The sequence below is a fragment of the Streptomyces sp. NPDC006602 genome, assembly GCF_042870385.1.
Taxonomy (GTDB): Bacteria; Actinomycetota; Actinomycetes; order Streptomycetales; family Streptomycetaceae; genus Streptomyces.
In genome coordinates, this window is the sequence record NZ_JBIAHG010000002.1 from 331,140 (window position 1) to 352,868 (window position 21,729).

Genomic DNA, 21,729 nt, shown 5'->3' on the forward strand with positions numbered 1-21,729 from the left:
CCCATGATCCGCGGGCCCGGCGGCCTACAGCCCGCTCACCCGAAGCGTGATGTTCAACCGCCCGACCAGACCCAACTCCGGCGGCGCCGTGCCCGCCTGGACCCGGGGCACCCCGTGGTACGCGAGCCGGGACGGTCCGCCGAAGACGAACAGGTCGCCGCTGCGCAGCTCGACGTCCGTGTACGGCCGGGTCCGGGTCTCGGGGTTGCCGAAGCGGAAGACACACGTGTCGCCGAGGCTCAGCGACACCACCGGCGCGTCGGACTTCTCGTCGCTGTCGCGGTGCATGCCCATGCGGGCGTCGCCGTCGTAGAAATTGATCAGTGCGATGTCGTACGGAGCCGACTCCGTGCCCAGGGCGTCACGCACCGCGCGGCGGCCCAGCTCCCCGAGCCAGGACGGGAACGGCTTCACCGGTGCGCCGTCACCGTCGGCGACCGTGCGGGCGTAGGCGTACGGATACCAGTGCCAACCCAGACACACCTGGCGGGCGGTCATCGTGCCGCCGCCGGGTGTGCGGACCGTCCTGAGGCCGGCCGGCGGGCGGGCCCACTCCCGGCAGGCCCGGAGCAGGTCGCGCTGCCCGGCCGTGTCCAGCCAGTCCGGCACGTGCACCGCGCCCGGCGCGACCTCCGTACGGGCCCTCGGGAACAGCTCGGCGTCCATGGTTCCATCCTGCCCGACAGCCCTGAGCTGCGGCTCGGCTAGCCTGGGCACACGATGAACGACCGTATGACGACTCCCTGGGCCGAGCTCGAGCTGTCCCGCTTCCCCGAGGACCCGCGCGAGAGACTGCGCGCCTGGGACGCCTCCGACGAGTACCTCCTCCGACATCTCGCGGAGCAGGACGTCCCCCTGTCCGGCACGGTCGTGGTGGTCGGGGACCGCTGGGGCGCGCTGGCCACGGCGCTCGCGGCGCACCGACCGGTGCAGATCACCGACTCCTATCTGACCCAGGAGGCGACCCGGGCGAACCTGGCGCGGGCCGGCGTCGAGACCGGTGCCGTGCAGTTGCTCACCACCCAGGACCCGCCGCCCGGGCGCGTCGACGTCCTGCTGGTGCGGGTGCCGAAGAGCCTGGCTCTGCTGGAGGACCAGCTGCTGCGGCTGGCGCCCGCGGTGCACAAGGGCACGGTCGTCGTCGGCACCGGCATGGTGAAGGAGATCCACACCTCGACGCTGCGGTTGTTCGAGCGGATCCTAGGTCCGACCCGCACCTCGCTCGCCGAGAAGAAGGCCCGGCTGATCTTCTGCACGCCCGAGCCGTCGCCGCAACGCGGCGCGCATCCGTGGCCGTACAGCTACGAGCTCCCCGACGGCCTCGGCCCCGTCTCGGGCCGTACCGTCGTCAACCACGCGGGGGTCTTCTGCGCCGACCGCCTCGACATCGGCACCCGGTTCTTCCTGCAGCACCTGCCCGGCAGCAGCGGCGGGCAGCGGGTGGTGGACCTGGGGTGCGGCAACGGAGTCGTCGGTACGGCGATGGCGCTGGCCGAGCCCGAGGCCGAGGTGCTGTTCGTGGACGAGTCGTTCCAGGCGGTGGCCTCGGCGGAGGCGACGTTCAAGGCGAACGGCGTGCCGGGGCACGCCGAGTTCCGGGTCGGGGACGGGCTGGCGGGCGTTCCCACCGACAGCGTGGATCTGGTACTCAACAATCCGCCGTTCCACTCGCACCAGGCGACGACGGACTCCACGGCGTCGCGGATGTTCACCGGGGCGCGGCGCGCACTGCGGCCGGGCGGCGAACTGTGGGTGATCGGCAACCGTCATCTCGGCTACCACCTGAAGCTGCGGCGGTTGTTCGGCAACAGTGAACTGGTCGCCAGTGACCCCAAGTTCGTCGTGCTGAAGGCGGTCAAGAAGTAGCGGTCCCGTCAGCCGAGCGCCCGGATGATCTCCGCCACCGCCCGCATCATCGCCTCCCGCCCGACGCTCAGGTACCTCCGCGAGTCGACCGCCTCGGGGTGGGCCGCCAGGAACTCGCGGACCGCGCCCGTCATGGCGATGTTGAGAGCGGTGCCGACGTTGACCTTGCTGATGCCGCCCGCGGCCGCCTTGGCCAGCTCGTCGTTCGGGACCCCGGACGAGCCGTGCAGCACCAGCGGTACGTCCAGGGTGTCGGTCAGGCGTCTGAGGAGGGTGTGGTCGAGGGTGGCGGTGCGGGTGGTCATGGCGTGGGAGCTGCCGACGGCCACGGCCAGGGCGTCGACCCCGGAGTCCGCGACGAAGGCACGGGCCTCGGCGGGGTCGGTGCGGGCTCCGGGGGCGTGGGCGTCCAGCGGCGACTCACCGTTCTTGCCACCGATCCGGCCCAACTCCGCCTCGAGCCAGAGCCCTTGGGTATGTGCCCAGTCGGCGGCGACCCTGGTCGCGGCGAGGTTCTCTTCGTAGGGGAGTCGGGCCGCGTCGTACATGACGGAGCTGAATCCGGCGTCGGGTGCCTGGCGCAGCAGGTTGTCGCTCTGCACGTGGTCCAGGTGCAGAGCGACGGGTACGACGGCTCGTTCGGCGGCGGCGACGGCGGCGCGGGCGAGCGGGAGCAGTCGTCCGTAGCGGAACTTGACGGCGTTCTCGCTGACCTGGAGGACGACGGGTGAACCCACCGACTCCGCACCGGCGATGACCGCCTCGACGTGCTCCAGCGTGATGATGTTGAAGGCGGCGACGGCGGAGTGCGTGGCGGCGGCGCGGGTGACGAGTTCGCCGGTGTTGACGAGGGGCACGGCTGATCCTTCCGTGGGGGGGTCAGGGGGCGAGGATCACCGAGCGGGTGAGGTGGCGCGGCTGGTCGGGGTCCAGGCCGCGGGCCGCTGCGACGGCGACGGCGAGCCGCTGGACGCGGACCAGCTCGGCGAGCGGGTCGAGGCCTCCGGCGACCCACCGCCCGCCCGTGTCCCGCACCTGTTCGGGCAGGCCCCCCGGCACCTCTCCGAGCATCCAGGTGGCCGTACCGTGGGTGGTGATGCTGATGGGGCCGTGCCGGTACTCCATCGCCGGATAGGCCTCGGTCCAGGCGAGGCATGCCTCGCGCATCTTCAGCGCGGCCTCGTTGGCCAGCCCGACCGTCCAGCCGCGGCCGAGGAAGGTGAACTGGGCGCAGTCCACGATTCCCTGGGGCAGCTCCGAGCGAAGTGCGGTGCGGGCGTCGGCGACGACGGCCTCGGTGTGCAGGCCGAGGTGGGCACGCAGCAGGGTCAGCGCGGTGGTGGCGAACCGGGTCTGCACGACCGAGCGTTCGTCCGCGAAGTCGAGGACGACGAGGTCGTCGGCGGCATCCATGACGGGCGTGCCGGGATCCGCGGTGATGGCGGTCGTGCGGGTGCGTCCGCGCAGCTCGCCGAGCAGCTCCAGCACTTCGGTGGTGGTGCCGGAGCGGGTGAGGGCGACGACCCGGTCGTACGAGCGGCCGTAGGGGAACTCGGAGGCGGCGAAGGCGTCCGTCTCGCCCTGACCCGATCCCTCACGCAGCGCCGCCACGGCCTGCGCCATGAAGTACGAGGTGCCGCAGCCGACGATCGCGACCCGCTCCCCCGGCGCCGGCAGCGCCCCTCCGTACTCCGTCGCCCGTGCGGCCGCGCGTGTCCAGCACTCGGGCTGGCTGGTCAGCTCATCCTCGACATGGGTCATGCCTCACCCCTCCACTTTGATTGTTTGTGCAAGATATAGCGAAGTTTCGAGCACAATCAAGCATTCGGGGGGAGTGGGGGTGCGCTAGGGTCGCTGGGAGACCGAGGAACGGAGGGCGTGGATGTCACGCGACGCCCGTTGGAAGGCACTGCTGGAGCTGCTGGTCGAGCGCGGCCGGTTGGACGTCGAGGAGGCGGCCGCCGAGCTGGCGGTCTCGTCCGCGACGATCCGGCGCGACTTCGACCAGCTGGCCGAGCAGCAGATGCTCGTGCGCACGCGGGGCGGCGCGGTCGTGCACGGGGTGTCGTACGAGCTGCCGCTGCGCTACAAGACGGCCCGCCACGCCTCCGAGAAGCAGCGCATCGCGAAGGCGGTGGCGGACCTCCTCGCCCCCGGCGAGGCGGTGGGGCTCACCGGCGGGACGACCACGACGGAGGTGGCGCGGGCCCTGGCCGTGCGCGGTGACCTGGCGTCCGGTTCGCCCGCGCTGACCGTGGTCACGAACGCGCTCAACATCGCCAACGAGCTGGCCGTACGCCCCCAGTTCAAGATCGTGCTGACCGGCGGGGTCGCGCGCCCCCAGTCGTACGAACTCGTCGGACCGCTCGCGGACGGTGTGCTGAGTCAGATCACCGTCGACGTGGCGGTGCTGGGCGTCGTCGCCTTCGACGTCGCCCACGGTGCCGCCGCGCACGACGAGGCGGAGGCGGCGATCAACCGGCTGCTCTGTGAACGCGCGGAGCGCGTGATCGTCGCCGCGGACTCCAGCAAGCTGGGACAGCGGGCCTTCGCCCGGATCTGCGCGGCGGAGTCCGTGAACACGCTGGTCACGGACACGGCGGCCGCGCCGGACACCGTACGGCGGTTCGAGGAGGCGGGGCTGCGGGTCCTCGCGGTGTAGGGGCCGCAGGGCAGGGCGTGGGGGCAGCCGCGGGGCTCAGTTGCCGCCGCGGTCCGCGAAGGCCCCGTCGGTCGCGAAGGCCAGCTCGGCGAAGCGTTCGCCGATGTGGCGGTGGGCGGCGGCGTCCGGATGGAGGTTGTCGGGCAGCGGGAGCTCGACGGAGTCCCCCTCGCCGTAGAGGTCGCGGCCGTCGAGGTAGTGCAGGTTCGGATCCTCTGTCGCCCGCTGCGCCACGATCCTGGCGAGCTCCTCCCGTATGACACCCAGGGTCAGTTTCCCGCTCGCGCGTTCCGCCGGATCCCCCATGGCCACGAACCGCAGTTGCCCGGCGCTGAGGTTGCTGAAGTCCGGGGCGCTGGGGCCGGGCGTGTCCTCGTGGATGGGACACAGGATGGGCGAGACGACCAGCAGCGGGGTGGTGGGGTGACCTTCGCGGATGGTGTCGAGGAAGCCGTGGACGGCGGGGGTGAACGCGCGCAGGCGCATCACGTCGAGATTGACCAGGTTGATTCCGATCTTGACGCTGATGAGGTCGGCGGGCGTGTCGCGCAGGGTGCGGGCGGTGAACGGGTCGAGCAGGGCGCTGCCGCCCAGGCCCAGGTTGATCAGTTCGACGCCGCCGAGGGAGGCGGCGAGGGCCGGCCAGATGGAGGTGGGCCCGGCGGCGTCGGAGCCGTGGCTGATCGAGCTGCCGTGGTGCAGCCACACCCTGCGGCCCGGGTCCGGGGCGGGCTCGACGGGAGCGTCGGTGCGCAGGGCGACCAGTTCGGTGGTCTCGTTGTGCGGCAGCCAGATCTCGACGTCCTTGATGCTGTCGGACAGGTCGGTGAAGCGGAGGGTGCCGGGCCGCCCGGCACGGTGTTCGACGCTTCCGGTGGTCATGTCGACGGTCACGGTGTGGCCGTCCGTGACGCTGCCCCGGCCCGCCGGGCACCCGTCGACCAGTAGTTCGTACACACCGTCCGGGCGCGGCGGGGCGCCCACGTAGACCCGCTTGGTGGGCAGCGTGTCCAGTTCGACGACGGTGGCGCGGGTACGGAAGGCCAGCCGTACGCCTGAGGGCTGGGACTCGGCCATGGCCAGTTGCCCGTCGGCGCACTGGGCGCGGGCTCGGGCGGGCAGCCGGTGCGGCAGCACACCGTGCTCGGTGCGCTCCAGATCGAGGGCTCCGCGCAGGAGGTCCATGGTGACGGGCGTGGTGATCCAGTTGTCCTCGGTGTGCATTGCCTCAACCTGTTGATCACGTGACTGAACTGCATGGATTGCATGGGCTGGATGGACTGCAAGAAGCCGGGTGGACTGGGCGGGCTACGTGGTGGACGCGGGCCAGTTCCGCAGCAACGCGTCAAGGGCGTCCATCACTCTTGACCAGGTCTCCTGTGAATCGGGGGCGCTGTGGCTGAACCCTCCCCCGAGCTCCAGGCTCACGTAGCCGTGGAAGACGCTGCCCAGCAGCCGGACCGCATGTGTCTGGTCCGGCTCCGTCAGGTCGTAGCCGCGCAGGATCGCCCGCGTCATCTGCGCGTGTCTGCGGCCGGCGCTGACGGCCGCCACCTCCGGGGAGAGCCTCAGCTGCGTCGCGGCATAGCGGCCGGGGTGCTCGCGGGCGTAGTCGCGGTAGACGTTCGCGAAGGCGGTCAGGGCGTCCTTGCCGGCCCGGCCGGCGAGCGCGGTGGCGCCCCGGTCGGCGAGTTCCTCCAGGGCGAGCAGGGCGATCCCGGCCTTGAGGTCGTGGGAGTTCTTCACGTGCGAGTACAGACTCGCGACCTTCACCTCGAACCGCCTGGCGAGCGCCGAGACGGTCACCTGGTCGAAGCCGACCTCGTCGGCCAACTCGGCTCCTGCCCGGACCAGGCGTTCCGTGGTCAGTCCTACCCGCGCCATAACCAACCCTTCGTTCACCTGAAGGGATTGTGCATTTAGCTACAAGCTTTAGGCAAATCCCGTGTCCAGTTCCTTGGTCGTCGCGGCGCCCGCTCCCCCTAAGCTGAGGCTGATGCCGAGGTGCGTGTCGGGCCGGGGAGGCTGCTATGCGTGGAACACAGGGCATGTCCGGGGCCGGGCCCTATCTGCCGATCGCCGAGCACGGTCTGATCGGCGACCTGCGCAGCGTGGCCCTCGTGGGGACCGACGGCACGATCGACTGGTACTGCTGTCCCTCGTTCGACGCCCCGAGCGTCTTCGCCTCGATCCTGGACGCGGAGAAGGGCGGCTGCTTCGAGCTGGCGGCGAGCGTGCCGGCCCGCACCAAGCAGTTCTACTTTCCCGACACCAACGTCCTGATCACCCGGTTCTTCACCGAGGACGGCGTCGGCGAGGTGCAGGACTTCATGCCGGTCGACGGCGGCTCGGTGGAGACGGAACGGCACCGGCTGATCCGGCGGGTGCTGTGTGTGCGCGGCTCCATCCCGTTCCGTACCCGCGTGGCACCGCGTTTCGACTACGGCGCCGAGCCGCACACCGTGCGCATGGTCGGCGACGTCGCGGTCTTCGAGTCCAGCAAGCTGTCGCTGGGGCTGACCGCGACCGTGCCGCTGGAGGTCGACGGCCTGGACGCACGCGCCGACTTCAAGCTCGCCGAGGGCGAGTCGGCGGTGTTCGCACTGGACCAGGTGGGCGGCGAGGTGGCACCGCGGCGGTGCGCGCGGACCGAGGCCGAGGAGCAGTTCACCACCACGGTGGCGTACTGGCGCAAGTGGCTGTCCGCGTCCAAGTACCGGGGCCGCTGGCGGGAGATGGTGCACCGCTCGGCCCTCACCCTGAAGCTGCTCACCTACGCGCCGACCGGCGCGATCGTGGCCGCCCCGACGACCAGCCTGCCGGAGGAACTCGGCGGCGAACGCAACTGGGACTACCGGTACGTGTGGGTGCGTGACGCCGCCTTCTGCGTGTACGCGCTGCTGCGGCTGGGCTTCACCGGCGAGGCCGAGGCGTTCATGAACTTCGTGACCCGGCACATCAGCCCCGGCGACGGCAAACCGTCGGGCCCGTTGCAGATCATGTACGGCATCGACGGTCGCACCGATCTGGCCGAGCGCGAACTCGACCACCTGGAGGGGCACCACGGCTCCGCGCCGGTCCGGGTCGGCAACGCCGCCGCCGACCAGCTCCAACTCGACATCTACGGCGCCCTGATCGACTCGATCTACCTCTACGACAAATGGGCCAAGCCGATCTCCAGTGACCAGTGGGACGATGTGTCCGCGCTGGTGGACTGGGTGTGCGAGAACTGGGACCAGCCCGACGAGGGCATCTGGGAGACCCGCGGCGGCCGCAAGAACTTCCTCTACTCACGGCTGATGTGCTGGGTGGCGATCGAGCGGGCGATCCGCATGGCCAACCGGCGCGGTCTGCCCGCCGATCTGAACCGCTGGCGGGAGTGCCGCGACACGATCTACCGGCGGATCATGAAGCGGGGCTGGTCCGAGACCCGCCAGGCCTTCGTGCAGCACGAGGACAGCGACGTGCTCGACGCGGCCGTCCTGATGATGCCGCTGACGAAGTTCATCGCCCCGACCGACCCCAAGTGGCTGTCCACCCTGGACGCGCTCACCAACGACCTGGTGTCCGACTCGCTGGTCTACCGCTACGACCCGCAGGCGAGCCCCGACGGACTGCGGGGCGACGAGGGCACGTTCTCCATCTGCTCGTTCTGGTACGTCGAGGCCATGGTCCACGCCGGACGGATCGACGAGGCACGGCTGGCCTTCGAGAAGATGCTCACGTACGCCAACCATCTGGGCCTGTACGCCGAGGAGATCAGCCACACGGGTGAGCAACAGGGCAACTTCCCGCAGGCGTTCACCCATCTCGCCCTGATCAGCGCCGCGTTCAACCTGGACCGTGCGCTCGGCTGAGGAACTGACGAGCCGGGGAACTGCAGCGCCGAGGAACTGAAGAGCCGAGGCACGGTCCGGTGACGTCCTCAGGCCGAAGGGGAAGTCCCGCGCGGACTCGCTCTTCTGCCGGATCAGGAGGGCAGCGTCGTCCCCGGCAGGTTGTACTCGTCCCGCCGGCCGCACATCCCGAAGCCGCCGAGCCGGGTGGGCACGGCCTCGTACGCGGTCGCCTCGCCGAGGTACGCCGGCGCGCCGTCCGCCAGCGCGTCGAGCTGGGCGCCGGTGCGTTCGGCGGTGGCCAGCGCGCCGGCCCGCCACAGCTCGCGCCAGGCCGGGACCTTGGCTTGCACCAACCGGGCGGCGGCACGCTGGAACTCCAGGTACGGGCCGTTGTCGCCGGCGACGAGCGCCTCGCGCAGAGCGAGGTAGCCCTCGACGGCGAGGTCCCGGCGGTGTCGGGCTGCCGCCGCCGTCTCCCCTCCCGTGCCGGGCGGAAGGGTCGCCACCGCCGCGTAGATCTCGGGGTCGGCGAGCACCTCGGGCGGGAAGGTGAAGACGGCGTCCCCGGCCTCCGGCAGCCCGCTGTTCTGCATCAGCACGGTGATGCGCAGGCCGCCGCCCTGGACCATGCGGTGCACGGTACCCGGCGTGAACCAGGCGACCGAGCCCGGCTCCAGGGGGATGTCCCGGTAGCCGTCGGGGCTCAGCGTCTGCACCGCGCCCCGGCCGCCGGTGACGACGTACGCCTCCGTGCACACCAGGTGCAGATGCGGGCTGCCGCCGCAGACGCCGTCGGCGGCCTCCCAGTCGTAGGCGCTCAGGTGGGAAAGGCCGACGGCGCCGGGCAGGGGGTGCGGGAAGGTCGGCTTCACGGCCGCTGGTCCGCTCACCACGGCAGCCCTTCCAGGTGCGAGACGACGCGTTCGCGGTCCCAGGCGCCGTCGGCGAAGACGACCCGGTAGCGGTAGGCGAAGGACTCGCCCGGCGGCAGCTCGAACTCCTCGAAGAACGCCCAGGAGAACGCGACCGTGGGAATCGGCTCGGAGCGCACGAACCAGTGCGACTCGTGGATCGCGGCCCGCTCGTCGAGGTTCTCGGGAGCGTGGGCGAAGACGAGGGTGGAGTGCCCGTCGACGTCGTCGTGTTCGGTGGTGAAGGCGAGCCACGGGCCCTGGGTGCCCATCAGCTTGCCCGCGTCCGCACCCGCTCCCCCGTCGATGTCGGGACCGAAGACGGTGCCGCCGGTGAAGTCGCGCGGCCCGCGCCACTGCAGGCCGGTGTAACCGGCCATCTCGCGGCCCTCGGTCGTCGGGGAGCCGAAGGCGAGGGGCTGGTCGCGGAGGTTGGTGAGCCGGATCGACCAGTCGAGGGCCCAGGCACCGGCCTCCTGGTCGACCGAGTGGACGGTCAGACCGCGCTCCTCGCGGGCCCACTGGGCGCCGCCGTTCTCCACCCAGGTGAGTTCCTCGGTGAAGGCGAGCCGGTCGTCCTCGACCGTGAACGCGGGGAAGCCGTCGTGCCGCATGGAGCCGATGCGTTCGGGCAGGGGGAGGTATCCCTGGCCGTGGACGTAGCAGTTGCCGCCCCAGAAGTTCTGGCCGGACAGATGACTCGCGGTCATCTGCAGGCCCTTGTGCCAGCGGTGGTCGTTCGGGCGATAGCCGGTCACCGTGCGTCCGGCCAGGGTGCGGACCGGGTGGGCGTAGGGCTTGCGGGACTCGAAGGCCTCGGCGTCGGGGCGGTAGACGTAGCGGAGGATCTCCGTGCCGTCCGCCGCCTCGACCGCGATGTGCTGGCCGTGGACGTGGCTGACGCGGATGGTCATGCGCGCTCCTTCGGGGCCCAGTGGGGGTGGTCTCCGTGCATGGCCGGGTAGAACGGGTCGCCAGGGCCGATCTGGCCCGCGTGCACCGGGTTGCCGGTGAACGCGGCCTTGTAGAGCGCGGCGGCGAATTCGAGGGTCGCGCGCGCTTCGGGGCCGCTGTTGGGCGGCCTGACACCGTTGTCGAAGGCGTCGAGGAGCGCGCCGAGCTGTGCGGTGTGGGAGCTGGGCACGTCGGCGGCGGGGGTGCGCCAGGCCTCGGCACGTTCGGCGGCCACGTGGGAAGCCGGGATGTAGGCCCAGTCCTCGTTGCGGTGCCCGTACAGGTGGGTGAGCTCGACGGTCGCGTCCGCGCAGTCGATGCGGATGCGGCTGACCTCGTCCGGGGAGAGCACGCTGTTGACGACGGTGGCGAGGGCGCCGTTCTCGAACCGGACCAGGGCCGTGGACACGTCCTCGCTCTCGGTGTCGTGGACCAGCCGCGCCGCCATGGCCCGGATCTCCGTCCACGGGCCGAGCAGGTGCAGCAGCAGGTCGTACTGGTGGATGCCGTGTCCCATCGTCGGGCCGCCGCCCTCGGTGGACCACTTCCCGCGCCACGGTACGGCGTAGTAGCCGGCGTCGCGGTGCCAGGTGGTCTGGCAGTGGGCGACCCTCGGGGGACCAAGCTCACCGCTCGCGATCAGCTCACGGGCGTGGACGGCGCCGGAGCCGTAACGGTGCTGGAAGACCACGGAGGCGTACGCCCCCGAGGCCTCCTCTGCCGCCGCGATCTCGTCGTACTCGGCGAGCGACAGGGTCAGCGGCTTCTCGCACAACACCCAGGCGCCCGCCTTCAGCGCCGCCACCGTCTGCCCCCGGTGCAGGGACGGGGGCGTGCCGATGAGGACCAGGTCCGGGCGTACCGAGTCCAGCATGGCGTCCATCGACGTGTACCCGGCGACGGCCTCCCCCGCGAGCTCCCGGAAGGCCTCGAGCCGACCCGGGTCCACGTCGACGGCGGCTACCAGTTCCACCCGGTCGGCGTGGGCTCTGACGGCCGGCAGGTGACTGCCGCTGACGATGGCACCGGTGCCGACGACGGCGACCCGGCGACGGGCTGGGAGCGGGGGCATGCAGTTCTCCTGGTACGGCCGACGGACATGCAGAAAGCGCTTGCTCCGAGCGAGCCTAGGTCCCGGAGAATGTCCGGACAACCCCCTGCGGTGATGTGGGAAGGGCTTGGCCGCCGTCGGTCCGGGCGCCGGGCTGCTTCGCAGCCGCGGGGAGCGGCAACACGCCTGAGGCAGCCTTCCGCGCGGAACACCCGGATTCCCGGCGCTGAGCCGCGTCTACGGGCAAGAGGGGTCAGTTCACGTCTCGGTGAGTGACGCGGATCTTGGACTGGCCGTGCGGGAGTTTCTCCCAGTCGTCCATGAAGCGCGCCCGCAGTCCGTGTCGTTCCGCCAGGGCCGTGAGCGTCTCGGTGCGGTAGTAGAAGTCCTCCCGCAGGACGTGGTGTTCCTCGCCCTCGGTGCGGTCGAAGGTGAAGTCGAACCAGCCGCCCGGCGCGAGCACCCGGCCGACGTGCGCCAGGCACTCGTCGATGACGGGGAGCGGCGAGTGCGAGAAGACGCTGTGCGCGTGCACCACGTCGAAGTGGGCGTCGGGCAGGAACCGCAGCGTCAGGTCGCGGACCGGGGTCAGTGTGGGGAGCCGCTGTTGCAGGCCCATCTCGACGACGGTGTCCTGCGCGGCGACGAGGATGTCGGGCGAGATGTCGATGCCGTGGTAGTGCCCGGGCTCCAGGTGCCGGATGAACCGCCAGCCGCCCCGCAGGTTGCCGCAGCCGATCTCCAGCATGCGGTGTTCGGGGCGCAGCCCGTGGCCGATCAGGTAGTCGAACTGCATCGCCCCCAGCGCGAGCCATCGCTCACGGCTGCGGCTGCCGACCGCCGCGTCCGGGTCGGCCCGGGTGTCGGAGCGCATCACGGCGCGGTAGTAGGAGACGTGGTCGGTGTGCCGGTGGCGCAGCCACAGATCCCGGGCGACGCGGGTCAGATGGCGGGGCACCCGGTCAGGATGGCGCAGGGCGTAACCGATGCGGTGGCCGAGGGCGGCACGGTTGACGGTGAGGTTCTTGGTGGGCATGGGGTCGCTGCCTTTCCGGGAGGGCGCATTCCGAAGACGTCTGCCGGGGGGCGGGTCCTGGTTTCAGCCTCGGTGCGGGAGCGGCGCTGCCGGCTCGGCCAACGGGCTGCGGTCCTGCGGCGGTTCGGGTGAGCGGTGGGTCAACCGATCGGTTGATGCGGTGCCGCTTGCGACGCGTTAGACACGGAGGATGAGGATGAGACACACCGATCCTGACGAGCGCTGGCTGGGCGCGGTCGTGGACGCCGCCTTCTTCCTGCTGCTCGGCTCCTCGTTCGCCCGTTTCCTGACCCGCGACCAGGACGGAGCGCGCACCGGGTGGGTGACGGCGCTGTTCGCGGTCTTCTGTCTGCTGTACGTCCTCGGTCGCTTCCTGGCTCCGGCGCCGCCCCCCGGCTCGCCCCCGACCAGGCGTCATCTGGTGTGGCTGGGCTCGGCGTCCGCGGTCTGGGTCGTGCTCCTGGCCCTTGCGCCGAGTGCCACGTGGTGCGCGATGCCGCTGCTGTTCGCCGGGCTGCACGCGCTGCCCCCGCGGATCGCGGTACCGGTGGCGGCCCTGCTCACCGCGCTGATCGTGGCCTCCGAAGTACGCGTCGCCCAGGGCACGTTGAATCCCAATATGGTCATCGCCCCGCCCGCTGTCGCCGCGGTCGCCACCGCCGTGATGGTGCATCTTCAGCGCCAAGGGGCCCGGCAGCGCGTCCTGATCGAGGACCTGGTCCGTACGCGCCACGAACTCGCGGCCACCGAACGGCGGGCGGGTGTCCTGGCGGAGCGCCAGCGGCTGGCCACGGAGATCCACGACACCGTCGCGCAGGGCCTGTCCAGTCAGCGGATGCTGCTCCAGGCCGCCGGGCGCGTCTGGCGGACCGACCCGGACGCGGCCCGCGAGCACGTTCACAGGGCGGCGGAGATCACCTCCCACAGTCTCGCGGAGGCCCGCCGGTTCGTGCACGACCTGGCGCCGGCGGACCTCGCCGACCACACCCTGCCGGGCGCGCTCGCCGTACTCGCCGAACGGGAGAGCGGTCCGGGGCTGTCCGTGGAGTTCCGGCTCGACGGCGAGCCGGGCCGCTTGCCGGAACGGGTCGAGGCGGCGCTGCTGCGGATCGCCCAGGGGGCGCTGGCCAACGTGCGCGAGCACGCGGCGGCGACCCGGGCGGCGTTGACCCTGACCTGCCTGGACGACCAGATCTCGCTGGACGTCGCCGACAACGGGCGCGGATTCGAGGCGGACGCCTCGCGCGCGCTGTCCGGCCCGGCCCCGGACAGCGCGCGCGGGCACGGGCTGCCCGCCATGCGCATCAGGGCCGTACAGGCGGGCGGCACGCTCACAGTGGAGTCCACGCCGGGCGAGGGCACCGTCGTATCCGCGGCGATCCCCCTGACACCCTTGGCCGCCACCCGCCGGTACGCCTCGAACACTCCCAAGGAGCCCGTGCTGTGACGCCCGTGAGGCTGTTGTTGTGCGACGACCACGCCGTGGTACGTGCGGGGCTGCGCGCCCTGCTGTCCAGCGCCGACGGCATCGAAGTGGTCGGTGAGGCGGCCACCGGCGAGGAGGCGCTCGCCATGGCTGCCCGGCTGAGCCCGGACGTCGTCCTGATGGACCTCCAGCTCGACGGCGGGATGGACGGCGTGACCGCCACCCGGCGCCTGACCTCCGAGGGGGGTGGGGCGGGCCCCCGGGTCCTGGTGCTCACGATGTTCGACACCGACGCCGACATCACCCGGGCCATCGAGGCGGGCGCGACCGGCTATCTGCTCAAGGCCGAACACCCCGACGAGCTGTTCACGGCGATCCACAACGCGGCGTCCGGCCGCACGGCCCTGTCTGCCCCGGTGGCCGACCGCTTGATGACCCGGCTGCGCAGCCCGCGTCCCACCCTGTCCGCGCGCGAGCACGAGATCCTCGGACAGCTCGCCCGCGGCCTGGGCAACCGGGAGATCGCCCGGGCCCTGTTCATCAGCGAGGCGACGGTCAAGACCCATCTTGGGCGGATCTACGGCAAGTTGGGGGTGGAGACGAGGGCGGGGGCGGTGGCGGTCGCCAAAGAGAGGCGGCTGCTGACGTGACATCCGGCGGCCGTACCCGAGACCGTCCTGTCTGGGGCCAGGCGCGCGCCTCGCCCCCGGCCGCACGCCCGCGCCACGCACTCCCTCGCCCTGCTCTGGGCCGCCGTGCTCGTGCTCGTGGGGACCACCCCTTCTCACGACCGGCAGAGACCGGCACACAGATCGGCGGCCGTGGCTGGACCGCGCCGAGATGCGGCGGACCTGGAAGTCGTGGCCGCGCGGGCCGTTCATCGGTTTCCCGTTGGGCGCGATCCCGGCGGGCGGCGCGGAGATCCCCACCTTCTTGTCGTACGTCACGGCGAAACGTCTCTCGAAGCACAAGGACGAGTTCGGCAAGGGTGCCATCGACGGCGTCGCGGGACCGGACTCGGCGGCGTCGGCCTCGGCGGCGGGCACGCTGGTGTCCATGATCGACCTGGTGATCCTGCTGATCACCGGTCTGATCGGCTACGGCATGCGGCGCTATGGCCTGCCGGTCCTGCCCGCCGCCATCGCGCCATCGGCGTCATCCTCGGCCCGAACGCCCGGCAGCAGCTTCGGCGGGCGCTGCAGGTCAGCGACGGCAGCGTCACGGGACTGGTCAACACACCGTTCGCGGTGATCGTGTACGCGGTGATCGCACTCCTGCCGGCCTGGCCTCTGGTGAGGAGGCTCGCGGCCCGCCCGCGCGGGGACCTGATCGCGACGACCGCGCAGAATCAGCCATCTCGCGCAACCCGCATGACAGAAATAATCGAAACCCAGAACGTACGCCAAGGCTGGGTTAGCCTCATCTCCCCGCGGAGGGGCGAACTGACGTACGGGGAACATCACTTCGGGGGGACCGTGTCAGAACAGTGGCCGGTGCCACCGGACTCAGCGACAAGCGAGGCTGCCGCGTTGCGGCAGACCGGTGCCGCACCCCTGCGCCCGGTCGACCCGTCCCGCATCGGACCCTATGTGCCGCTGGCACTGCTGGGCAGCGGTGGCATGGGACGGGTCTACCTCGCACGTCCCACGGACGGCGGCCCCGGTCTGTTCGCGGTGAAGGTGATCAGACCGGAGTACGCGGACGACTCCAACTTCCGGCGCCGGTTCGAGCGTGAGGCGTCGGTACACGCCCGGCTCCGCACGCCGCACACACCGGAACTGTGCGGCACGGGGTTCCAGGACGAACTGCTGTGGATGGCCACCGAGTACCTCCCGGGGCTCGATCTCTCGGATGCCGTGGGCCAGGACGGCGCTCTGGAGACCGCGGCGGTCTGGCGGCTGGTGGCAGACCTGGGGCAGGCGCTCGCCGGCCTCGCCGCCGCGGGGATCGTGCATCGGGATCTGAAGCCGTCCAATGTGCTGCTGTCCGTCCGGGGCGCGTATGTGATCGACTTCGGCCTGTCGAAGGCCGTCGACGCGAGCGCGCTCACCGGCACGGGCAACCGGGTGGGAACTCCGGCCTACATGTCGCCGGAGCATCTGAGGACGGGCAGGTGCGACACGGCGTCGGACGTGTTCTCGCTGGCCGGGACGCTGGTCTACGCGGCGACGGGGCATGCGCCGTTCGGCGACGGCACAGGTGTCGACGTGATGCACCGGGTGGCGTTCGAGGAGCCGTATCCCGAACTGCTCGGTGAGATCGCGGCGGTGGACGCGGCGCTCGGCTCGCTGCTGTCCGCCTGTCTGGCCAAGGAGCCCGAGGCGCGGCCCACTCCGCGGGCCCTGACCGAAACGGCCCGGGCACACGCCGGGACGTCCCTCTGGCCCGAGCCGTTGGGCGCCCGAGTGCTGGCCCGGCAGCGGGCGTACGAGGTCCTGCACCCTTTCCCCGCCACAGGGAAGAACCGCTCACCGTCTCCCGACGACCGGCCCGAGGCAGCGCCGCCGACCCCGGCCGAGCGGGTGAGCCGGCCGGCGCCGCCCGCTTTGGGACCGGCGATCGAGGGGGCAGGTCCTGATGCCGTCACACCGCCCGGGCGGTCCCGCGGAGTCCGCACCTGGGCGCGGAAGAAGCCGGTACTGGCGGCCGCCGCGGGCACCCTCATCTGCGCGGTGGCTGCGGGGGGCGTGTTGCTCGCTCGTCAGGACGCCCCCGCGACCGCCGCTCCCTGGGCCGGTGCGACAGCCGGAGCCGGCACCGGCTCCGGCTCCGGAGATGCCGGCTCGTCGCCGTCGCCCGGGGGCTCGGAGGGGACGTCGGTGGCCGGCGAGAAGCCCGACGGCGCCGCCTCGGGCCCTGAGCCCTCCGCCGCCGCCGACGCCGAGCGCCGTACCGATTCGGCCACTCCCGTCGCTCCCGCCGTTCCCACCGTGGAGCCCAGCGTCCCCGCCGACGGGTCTGCGTCCTCGTCCCCGAGCAGCCCGCCTCCCGAGCCCGCGGCCCCGCCCTGGATCTCCGACTGCACGCACTACGCCGGCAACGGACGCACGCTCAAGGGGGACAGCGGTAAACGTGTGCTGCAGGTGCAGTGCATGCTGACGAAGCGCGGGTACGGCGCGGGGAGCACGGACCCGGACGGTGACTTCGGTTCCGGAACGGAGTCCGCGGTGCTGCGCTTCCAGAGCGACAAGGGCCTGGACGCCGACGGCATCGTGGCCCGCGAGACCTGGGAAGCACTGCGCGGCGCCGAGTGACGCCACCGGCCCGGGGGACGTCAGGACGGCTCAATGGCCCGCACGCGGGCCAGGACGTCGCGGATCATGTCGGCGCTGATCGTGAAGTGATCGCGGGCTATCGCCTCCGCCCGCTCGGGCTCGCCCGACGCGATCGCCCCGTAGAGGGCCTTGTGGTCCTCGCCGCCCTGGTGGAAGTGCGTCCGCTCGCCCTTGCCCCACGGCTCGACCGGGAAGCCTAGGCTGATCCGGACGAGGAGGTCCCGGCTCAGCAGGGTGATCTGCGGATTGCGGGTGGCGGTGCGGACGCTCTGGTGGAAGGCGCTGTCGGCGGCCTGCGCCTCCCGTGGACCGGGCGCGGACAGATAGGCGGCCAGGGCCTCCCGCATGGATTCGAGGTCCTCGGAGCGGCGGCGCCGGGCGGCGGTCGCGGCCACCATCCCCTCGACCAGTCCCCGTAGATCGAAGAGCTGCTCGAACTCCTCCCAGCGGGGCAGCAGGGTGTGCCGGACCGCGGCCCCGGAGGACTCGGTCCAGCTGTCGCGCACGAAGGCTCCCCCGTTGCGGCCGCGCCGGATCTCGACGACGCCCACGGCCTGGAGCCGCGCGATGGCCTCGCGCACGGTGGGGCGGCTCACCCGCAGCAGTTGGATCAGCTCGCGCTCGACCGGCAGTCGTTCGCCCGGCAGGAAGTCGCCCACGGCGATCGCGGTGAGCAGCCGGTCGGAGACCTCGTCGACCGCCGAACGCACGCGTACCGGGCCCAACTCCGGCGAGGGGGCGCCGCCGAGGAGGGCACGGTCGAGCATCCGGGAGAACTCGTGGTCGGGCGGCGGGGGTGTGGCGGTCAGGAGTCCTCCTCGGGTCGGTCTTGACGGCCGGGCCTGTTAACTCGCAGTTACTTCTGGGCCGGGCGGCACTAAAAGGTCTTGTGAGCAGACCATTTTCCCCATCAGTATGTCAGCCACCCGCCTCACCCACCTCGTTTCAGACATGGACTGGCTCATTCCGGCCGGTCCGGGAGGCTCCATCGTGGCGATCCCCGATCCCGACCGCACCGGAACCGTCGATTTCAACGGCTGGTCCACCTGGTACCGGATCACGGGCGAACCGGGCAGGACACCGCTGGTCGTCCTGCACGGTGGCCCCGGCGCCGGCCACAACTACACGCTGAGCATCGCGGACCTCGCCCGGCAGGGCCGCCCCGTGGTGCACTACGACCAGCTCGGCATCGGACTGTCCACCCATCTCCCCGGCGAAGGCGCCGACTTCTGGACCGTCCAGCTCTTCCTCGACGAACTCGACAACCTTCTCAAGGCGTTGGGCATCGCCGATGCCTACCACGTCCTCGGCCAGTCCTGGGGCGGCATGCTCGCCGCCGAACACGCCGTACGCCGCCCACCCGGGCTGCGCGGCCTGGTCATCGCCGACTCCCCCGCCTCCATGGAGCTGTGGCTGACTGCGGCGGACCAACTGCGCTCCGAGCTCCCGCCCGAGGTCCAGCACACCCTGCTCGCCCACGAGACGGCCGGGACCACCGACCACCCCGACTACCGCGCGGCCGAGCAGGTCTTCAACGAACGCCACGTGTGCCGCCTGGTCCCCAATCCGCCCGAAGTGCAGGCCACCTGGGCCAACATCGAGGCCGACCCGACCGTGTACCACACGATGAACGGGCCCAACGAGTTCCATGTCATCGGCACGCTCAAGGACTGGTCCGTCGTCGACCGGCTGCACCTGATCGAGGTGCCGACCCTGCTGGTGTCCGGGCGTTACGACGAGGCGACTCCCGAGACCGTCCGCCCCTTCGCCGACCGCATCCCCGACGTCCGCTGGCACTTGTTCGAGCACTCCAGCCACATGCCGCACGTCGAGGAGGCGGAGCTCTACCTCCGGGTCGTGGGCGCGTTCCTCGACTCCATCGACTGATCCGCCCGACCCACCGACGGGAGTTCCCCGAATGTCCCGCACCACCAGATCCCGCACTGCAGGATCTCGCACCGCCAGACGGTCCGCCCTCGCCGCCGGCACCGTCGTTCTCGCCCTGACCGCGGCCGCCTGTTCCTCCTCCGGCGACGGCTCCTCCTCCGACCCGACCACGTCCTCCTCCGGTGACGGCTCATCCAGTGCCTCGGCCTTCCAGCCGCAGCACAAGGGCGGCACCCTGCGCCTTGTCGCCCACGCCGCCGCGGGCAGCCTCGACCCGCAGGTCAACTACACACTCCAGTACTGGCAGTTGTACCAGTCGATGTACGACGGGCTGCTCTCGTTCAAGAAGGTCGGCGGCCAGGAGTCGTTCACCGTCGTCCCGGACCTGGCGGCCGCGATGCCGAAGGTGACCAACGGCGGCAAGACGTACACCTTCATCCTCCGCAAGGGCATCACCTTCTCCGACGGCAAGGCGCTGACCACCGACGACGTGGTGGCGTCCTTCCAGCGCATCTTCAAGGTCTCCAGCCCTACCGCCGGCACCTTCTACAACGGCATCGTCGGAGCCGACGCGTGCCTGAAGAAGCCCGCCTCCTGCACGCTCGCGGGCGGCGTGACCGGCGACGCGACGGCGAACACGGTCACCGTCAACCTCACCGCCGCGGACCCGGAGTTCCCGTACAAGCTGGCCGTCCCGCACGCCAGCGTCGTACCGAAGGACTCCCCGGCGAAGGACGCCGGCACCAAGCCGCTGCCGACCACCGGCCCGTACATGGCCGCCTCGTACGACCCGAACCGGGCGCTGAAGCTGGTGCGCAACCCCCACTTCAAGGAGTGGTCCCGGGAGGGGCAGCCCCAGGGCTACCCCGACGCCATCGACTACACCTTCGGCCAGACCGTCGAGTCCGAGGTCACCGCCGTGGAGAACGGCCAGGCCGACTGGATCTACGACCCGCCGCCCGCCGACCGGCTGAACGAGATCGGCACCAAGTACTCCTCCCAGGCACATGTGAACCCGCTGACCGCGTTCTGGTACGCGACGCTGAACGTCAACATGGCGCCGTTCAACAACAAGCTGGCCCGTCAGGCGATCAACTGGGCCGTCGACCGGTCCGCCGTGGTGCGGCTGTACGGGGGCGAGAACCTCGCTTCCCCCGCGTGCACGATCCTGCCGCCGGGCTTCCCCGGGCACGTCGACTCCTGCGACTACACCAAGGGCGGCGGCAAGACCTGGACGGCCGCGGACCTGGCCAAGGCCAAGGAGCTGGTGAAGAAGTCCGGTACGGCGGGGCAGGAGGTCGGCATCGTCGTCCAGGACGACGACGTCAACAAGTCGATCGGGCAGTACCTGCAGAGCCTGCTCACCCAGCTCGGCTACAAGGCGAAGCTCAAGCCGCTGTCGGGCAACATCCAGTTCACCTACATCCAGAACACCAAGAACAAGGTGCAGCTGGCGCTCACGTCCTGGTACCAGGACTATCCGGCGGCCTCCGACTTCCTCAACGTGCTGCTGTCCTGCGCGTCATACCACCCAGGCAGCGACTCCAGCATCAACATCGCCGGGTTCTGCGACAAGGGCATCGACGCGAAGATGCAGGCCGCGCTGAAGGCCGGGCAGACCGACCAGAAGAGCGCCGACCAGCAGTGGGGCACCATCGACCAGGAGCTGATGGCTCAGTCCCCGGTCGTCCCGCTGATCAACCCGAAGCTGATCGACTTCACGTCGAAGCGGGTCGGCAACTACCAGTTCAGCAAGCAGTTCTACATGCTCGTCGGGCAGACGTGGGTCAAATGAGCCGCACGCTCCCCGCTCCGTCGACCGAGGCCCGGCGCTCGCCGGGCCCCTGGCGGACGGCCGCCGCCGACCTGTCGCACAACAGGTCGGCGGTGGCCGCGGCCGTCGTCCTGCTGATCGTCGTGCTGGCGAGCCTGTGCGCTCCCCTGTACGCGGACCACGTCGCGCACACCGACCCGTTCCAGTCCCACGTCTCCGGCACCACCGTCGTCGACGGAAAGACCGTGCCCGTACTCACCCCCAGCAGCACGGGCCTCGGCCTCGGTGTCACGCCCATCGGACCCACCTGGGACCCCGCCCACTACTTCCTCGGCGCCGACAACCAGGGCCGCGACGTCATGGCGCGCCTGCTGTACGGCGGCCGTACGAGCCTGTTCATCGGTGTCACCGCGGCCCTGCTGACCTGTCTGGTCGGTACGGCCGTCGGAGTCGTCGCCGGCTACGCGGGCGGCGTCGTGGACGCCGTCATCTCCCGGATCCTGGACGTGGTCTGGGCGTTCCCCGTGTATCTGCTGGCGATCTGTCTGTCGGTCGTGCTGCTCACCAACGGGCTGCGCCTGGGCCCGCTCACCGTGGACGCGGGTAGCCTCTGGCTGCCCGTCGCGATCATCGCGGCGATCTATGTGCCGTACATCGCCCGGCCGTTGCGCGGCCAGGTCCTGGTGTTGCGCAACAAGGAGTACATCCAGGCGGCCGTCGGGTCCGGCGCGCCCACGGTGCGCATCCTGCGCCGGGAGGTGCTGCCGAACATCCTGCCCACAGCGATCGTCTTCGTGCCGTTGATGACCGCGCTGGCCATGCTGACCGAGTCGGCCCTGTCCTTCCTGTCCGTCGGCGTCCAGCCGCCCGACGCCAGCTGGGGCACGATCATCGAGGACGGTCTGGGGCTGCTCTACACGCGCCCCACCGTGACGCTCGCCCCGGGCCTGCTGATCGCGCTGACCACGGCGGCACTCAACGTCCTGGGCGACGGCGTGCGGGACGCGCTCGACCCCAGCGCCCGGCTGCGCGGAGGGGTGTGACGTCC

The 21,729-nt window shown here is 71.2% G+C and carries 19 protein-coding genes and 1 pseudogene; 10 read left to right on the top strand and 10 right to left on the bottom strand.

All coding sequences use genetic code 11. The annotated features are described in order from the left end of the window. Positions 1 to 24: 24 nt before the first annotated feature. Positions 25 to 666: an alpha-ketoglutarate-dependent dioxygenase AlkB family protein gene (locus ACFYO2_RS06260; protein ID WP_388344788.1), complete on the bottom strand. Its 642-nt coding sequence runs from the start codon at positions 664 to 666 to the stop codon at positions 25 to 27. Positions 667 to 732: 66 nt separating this feature from the next. On the opposite strand from ACFYO2_RS06260, the gene ACFYO2_RS06265 reads away from it, so the two are divergent. Further along, entirely contained in the window at positions 733 to 1,866 is a 1,134-nt protein-coding gene (locus tag ACFYO2_RS06265; protein WP_388346059.1) for a methyltransferase, read from the top strand. Positions 1,867 to 1,874: 8 nt separating this feature from the next. Here ACFYO2_RS06265 and ACFYO2_RS06270 read toward each other — a convergent pair whose 3' ends face one another. Together ACFYO2_RS06270 and ACFYO2_RS06275 are read right to left on the bottom strand one after the other, a co-directional pair. Continuing rightward, entirely contained in the window at positions 1,875 to 2,723 is an 849-nt protein-coding gene (locus ACFYO2_RS06270; protein ID WP_388344790.1) for a ketose-bisphosphate aldolase, read from the bottom strand. A gap of 22 nt (positions 2,724 to 2,745) precedes the next feature. Next, on the bottom strand, positions 2,746 to 3,627 hold the full coding sequence (locus ACFYO2_RS06275; protein WP_388344793.1) for an SIS domain-containing protein: 882 nt from the start codon (positions 3,625 to 3,627) through the stop codon (positions 2,746 to 2,748). Between the two features lie 121 nt (positions 3,628 to 3,748). Between ACFYO2_RS06275 and ACFYO2_RS06280 the strand changes: the two genes are divergently transcribed. Then, entirely contained in the window at positions 3,749 to 4,528 is a 780-nt protein-coding gene (locus ACFYO2_RS06280) for a DeoR/GlpR family DNA-binding transcription regulator (protein WP_388344795.1), read from the top strand. Between the two features lie 36 nt (positions 4,529 to 4,564). On the opposite strand, the gene ACFYO2_RS06285 is transcribed toward ACFYO2_RS06280, so the two are convergent. Both ACFYO2_RS06285 and ACFYO2_RS06290 read right to left on the bottom strand, forming a co-directional pair. Beyond that, complete coding sequence (locus tag ACFYO2_RS06285; RefSeq protein WP_388344798.1) at positions 4,565 to 5,752, bottom strand: GDSL-type esterase/lipase family protein; 1,188 nt, start codon at positions 5,750 to 5,752, stop codon at positions 4,565 to 4,567. Positions 5,753 to 5,836: 84 nt separating this feature from the next. Next, positions 5,837 to 6,412 carry a TetR/AcrR family transcriptional regulator gene (locus ACFYO2_RS06290; protein ID WP_388344800.1) on the bottom strand — a complete coding sequence of 192 codons (576 nt, stop codon included), beginning with the start codon at positions 6,410 to 6,412 and terminating at the stop codon, positions 5,837 to 5,839. 146 nt (positions 6,413 to 6,558) lie between these two features. On the opposite strand from ACFYO2_RS06290, the gene ACFYO2_RS06295 reads away from it, so the two are divergent. Beyond that, positions 6,559 to 8,385, top strand: coding sequence for a glycoside hydrolase family 15 protein (locus tag ACFYO2_RS06295; protein WP_388344802.1), 1,827 nt, complete (start codon positions 6,559 to 6,561; stop codon positions 8,383 to 8,385). A 113-nt stretch (positions 8,386 to 8,498) separates the two neighbouring features. Here ACFYO2_RS06295 and ACFYO2_RS06300 read toward each other — a convergent pair whose 3' ends face one another. The 4 genes from ACFYO2_RS06300 to ACFYO2_RS06315 form a co-directional block, all read right to left on the bottom strand. Further along, the gene (locus ACFYO2_RS06300) at positions 8,499 to 9,260 is read right to left on the bottom strand and encodes a cupin (protein WP_388344805.1); all 762 of its coding nucleotides are present in this window, start codon (positions 9,258 to 9,260) and stop codon (positions 8,499 to 8,501) included. Then, complete coding sequence (locus tag ACFYO2_RS06305; RefSeq protein WP_388344807.1) at positions 9,254 to 10,192, bottom strand: PmoA family protein; 939 nt, start codon at positions 10,190 to 10,192, stop codon at positions 9,254 to 9,256. The genes ACFYO2_RS06300 and ACFYO2_RS06305 overlap by 7 nt, the downstream gene beginning before the upstream one ends. Beyond that, positions 10,189 to 11,304: a Gfo/Idh/MocA family protein gene (locus ACFYO2_RS06310; protein ID WP_388344809.1), complete on the bottom strand. Its 1,116-nt coding sequence runs from the start codon at positions 11,302 to 11,304 to the stop codon at positions 10,189 to 10,191. Before ACFYO2_RS06310 ends, ACFYO2_RS06305 begins: the two co-directional genes overlap by 4 nt. A 232-nt stretch (positions 11,305 to 11,536) precedes the next feature. After that, positions 11,537 to 12,319, bottom strand: a complete 783-nt coding sequence (locus tag ACFYO2_RS06315) for a class I SAM-dependent methyltransferase (RefSeq protein ID WP_388344812.1) — start codon at positions 12,317 to 12,319, stop codon at positions 11,537 to 11,539. 196 nt (positions 12,320 to 12,515) lie between these two features. Between ACFYO2_RS06315 and ACFYO2_RS06320 the strand changes: the two genes are divergently transcribed. The 4 genes and pseudogenes from ACFYO2_RS06320 (at position 12,516) to ACFYO2_RS06335 (ending at position 16,999) form a co-directional block, all read left to right on the top strand. Continuing rightward, a complete protein-coding gene (locus ACFYO2_RS06320) occupies positions 12,516 to 13,766 on the top strand; it encodes a sensor histidine kinase (RefSeq protein WP_388344814.1) in 1,251 nt (416 codons plus the stop codon). Further along, positions 13,763 to 14,395, top strand: a complete 633-nt coding sequence (locus tag ACFYO2_RS06325; RefSeq protein ID WP_388344816.1) for a response regulator — start codon at positions 13,763 to 13,765, stop codon at positions 14,393 to 14,395. Before ACFYO2_RS06320 ends, ACFYO2_RS06325 begins: the two co-directional genes overlap by 4 nt. 166 nt (positions 14,396 to 14,561) lie before the next feature. Next, positions 14,562 to 15,064: pseudogene (locus ACFYO2_RS06330) on the top strand (tripartite tricarboxylate transporter permease); the annotation flags it as partial. Between the two features lie 210 nt (positions 15,065 to 15,274). Next, positions 15,275 to 16,999, top strand: coding sequence for a protein kinase (locus ACFYO2_RS06335; RefSeq protein ID WP_388346061.1), 1,725 nt, complete (start codon positions 15,275 to 15,277; stop codon positions 16,997 to 16,999). A 20-nt stretch (positions 17,000 to 17,019) separates the two neighbouring features. Here the strand turns inward: ACFYO2_RS06335 and ACFYO2_RS06340 are convergent, their stop codons facing one another. Further along, positions 17,020 to 17,787 carry a FadR/GntR family transcriptional regulator gene (locus ACFYO2_RS06340; RefSeq protein ID WP_388344818.1) on the bottom strand — a complete coding sequence of 256 codons (768 nt, stop codon included), beginning with the start codon at positions 17,785 to 17,787 and terminating at the stop codon, positions 17,020 to 17,022. 184 nt (positions 17,788 to 17,971) lie between these two features. Here ACFYO2_RS06340 and ACFYO2_RS06345 point away from each other — a divergent pair, with 184 nt between their 5' ends. The 3 genes from ACFYO2_RS06345 to ACFYO2_RS06355 are packed head-to-tail and all read left to right on the top strand — an operon-like array spanning position 17,972 to position 21,724. Next, positions 17,972 to 18,907 carry a proline iminopeptidase-family hydrolase gene (locus ACFYO2_RS06345; protein ID WP_388344820.1) on the top strand — a complete coding sequence of 312 codons (936 nt, stop codon included), beginning with the start codon at positions 17,972 to 17,974 and terminating at the stop codon, positions 18,905 to 18,907. A gap of 31 nt (positions 18,908 to 18,938) precedes the next feature. Further along, the gene (locus ACFYO2_RS06350) at positions 18,939 to 20,702 is read left to right on the top strand and encodes an ABC transporter substrate-binding protein (protein ID WP_388344822.1); all 1,764 of its coding nucleotides are present in this window, start codon (positions 18,939 to 18,941) and stop codon (positions 20,700 to 20,702) included. Continuing rightward, the gene (locus ACFYO2_RS06355; protein ID WP_388344825.1) at positions 20,699 to 21,724 is read left to right on the top strand and encodes an ABC transporter permease; all 1,026 of its coding nucleotides are present in this window, start codon (positions 20,699 to 20,701) and stop codon (positions 21,722 to 21,724) included. The genes ACFYO2_RS06350 and ACFYO2_RS06355 overlap by 4 nt, the downstream gene beginning before the upstream one ends. The last annotated feature ends 5 nt before the right edge of the window (positions 21,725 to 21,729 follow it).

Bases quoted from the DNA above. Each gene is read 5' to 3' on its own strand.
- ACFYO2_RS06340 (WP_388344818.1), bottom strand. From the start codon at position 17,787: ATGCTCGACCGTGCCCTCCTCGGCGGCGCCCCCTCGCCGGAGTTGGGC.
- ACFYO2_RS06260 (WP_388344788.1), bottom strand. From the start codon at position 666: ATGGACGCCGAGCTGTTCCCGAGGGCCCGTACGGAGGTCGCGCCGGGC.
- ACFYO2_RS06295 (WP_388344802.1), top strand. From the start codon at position 6,559: ATGCGTGGAACACAGGGCATGTCCGGGGCCGGGCCCTATCTGCCGATC.
- ACFYO2_RS06305 (WP_388344807.1), bottom strand. From the start codon at position 10,192: ATGACCATCCGCGTCAGCCACGTCCACGGCCAGCACATCGCGGTCGAG.
- ACFYO2_RS06315 (WP_388344812.1), bottom strand. From the start codon at position 12,319: ATGCCCACCAAGAACCTCACCGTCAACCGTGCCGCCCTCGGCCACCGC.
- ACFYO2_RS06290 (WP_388344800.1), bottom strand. From the start codon at position 6,412: ATGGCGCGGGTAGGACTGACCACGGAACGCCTGGTCCGGGCAGGAGCC.
- ACFYO2_RS06345 (WP_388344820.1), top strand. From the start codon at position 17,972: ATGGACTGGCTCATTCCGGCCGGTCCGGGAGGCTCCATCGTGGCGATC.
- ACFYO2_RS06265 (WP_388346059.1), top strand. From the start codon at position 733: ATGACGACTCCCTGGGCCGAGCTCGAGCTGTCCCGCTTCCCCGAGGAC.
- ACFYO2_RS06310 (WP_388344809.1), bottom strand. From the start codon at position 11,304: ATGCCCCCGCTCCCAGCCCGTCGCCGGGTCGCCGTCGTCGGCACCGGT.
- ACFYO2_RS06280 (WP_388344795.1), top strand. From the start codon at position 3,749: ATGTCACGCGACGCCCGTTGGAAGGCACTGCTGGAGCTGCTGGTCGAG.
- ACFYO2_RS06350 (WP_388344822.1), top strand. From the start codon at position 18,939: ATGTCCCGCACCACCAGATCCCGCACTGCAGGATCTCGCACCGCCAGA.
- ACFYO2_RS06285 (WP_388344798.1), bottom strand. From the start codon at position 5,752: ATGCACACCGAGGACAACTGGATCACCACGCCCGTCACCATGGACCTC.
- ACFYO2_RS06355 (WP_388344825.1), top strand. From the start codon at position 20,699: ATGAGCCGCACGCTCCCCGCTCCGTCGACCGAGGCCCGGCGCTCGCCG.
- ACFYO2_RS06320 (WP_388344814.1), top strand. From the start codon at position 12,516: ATGAGACACACCGATCCTGACGAGCGCTGGCTGGGCGCGGTCGTGGAC.
- ACFYO2_RS06275 (WP_388344793.1), bottom strand. From the start codon at position 3,627: ATGACCCATGTCGAGGATGAGCTGACCAGCCAGCCCGAGTGCTGGACA.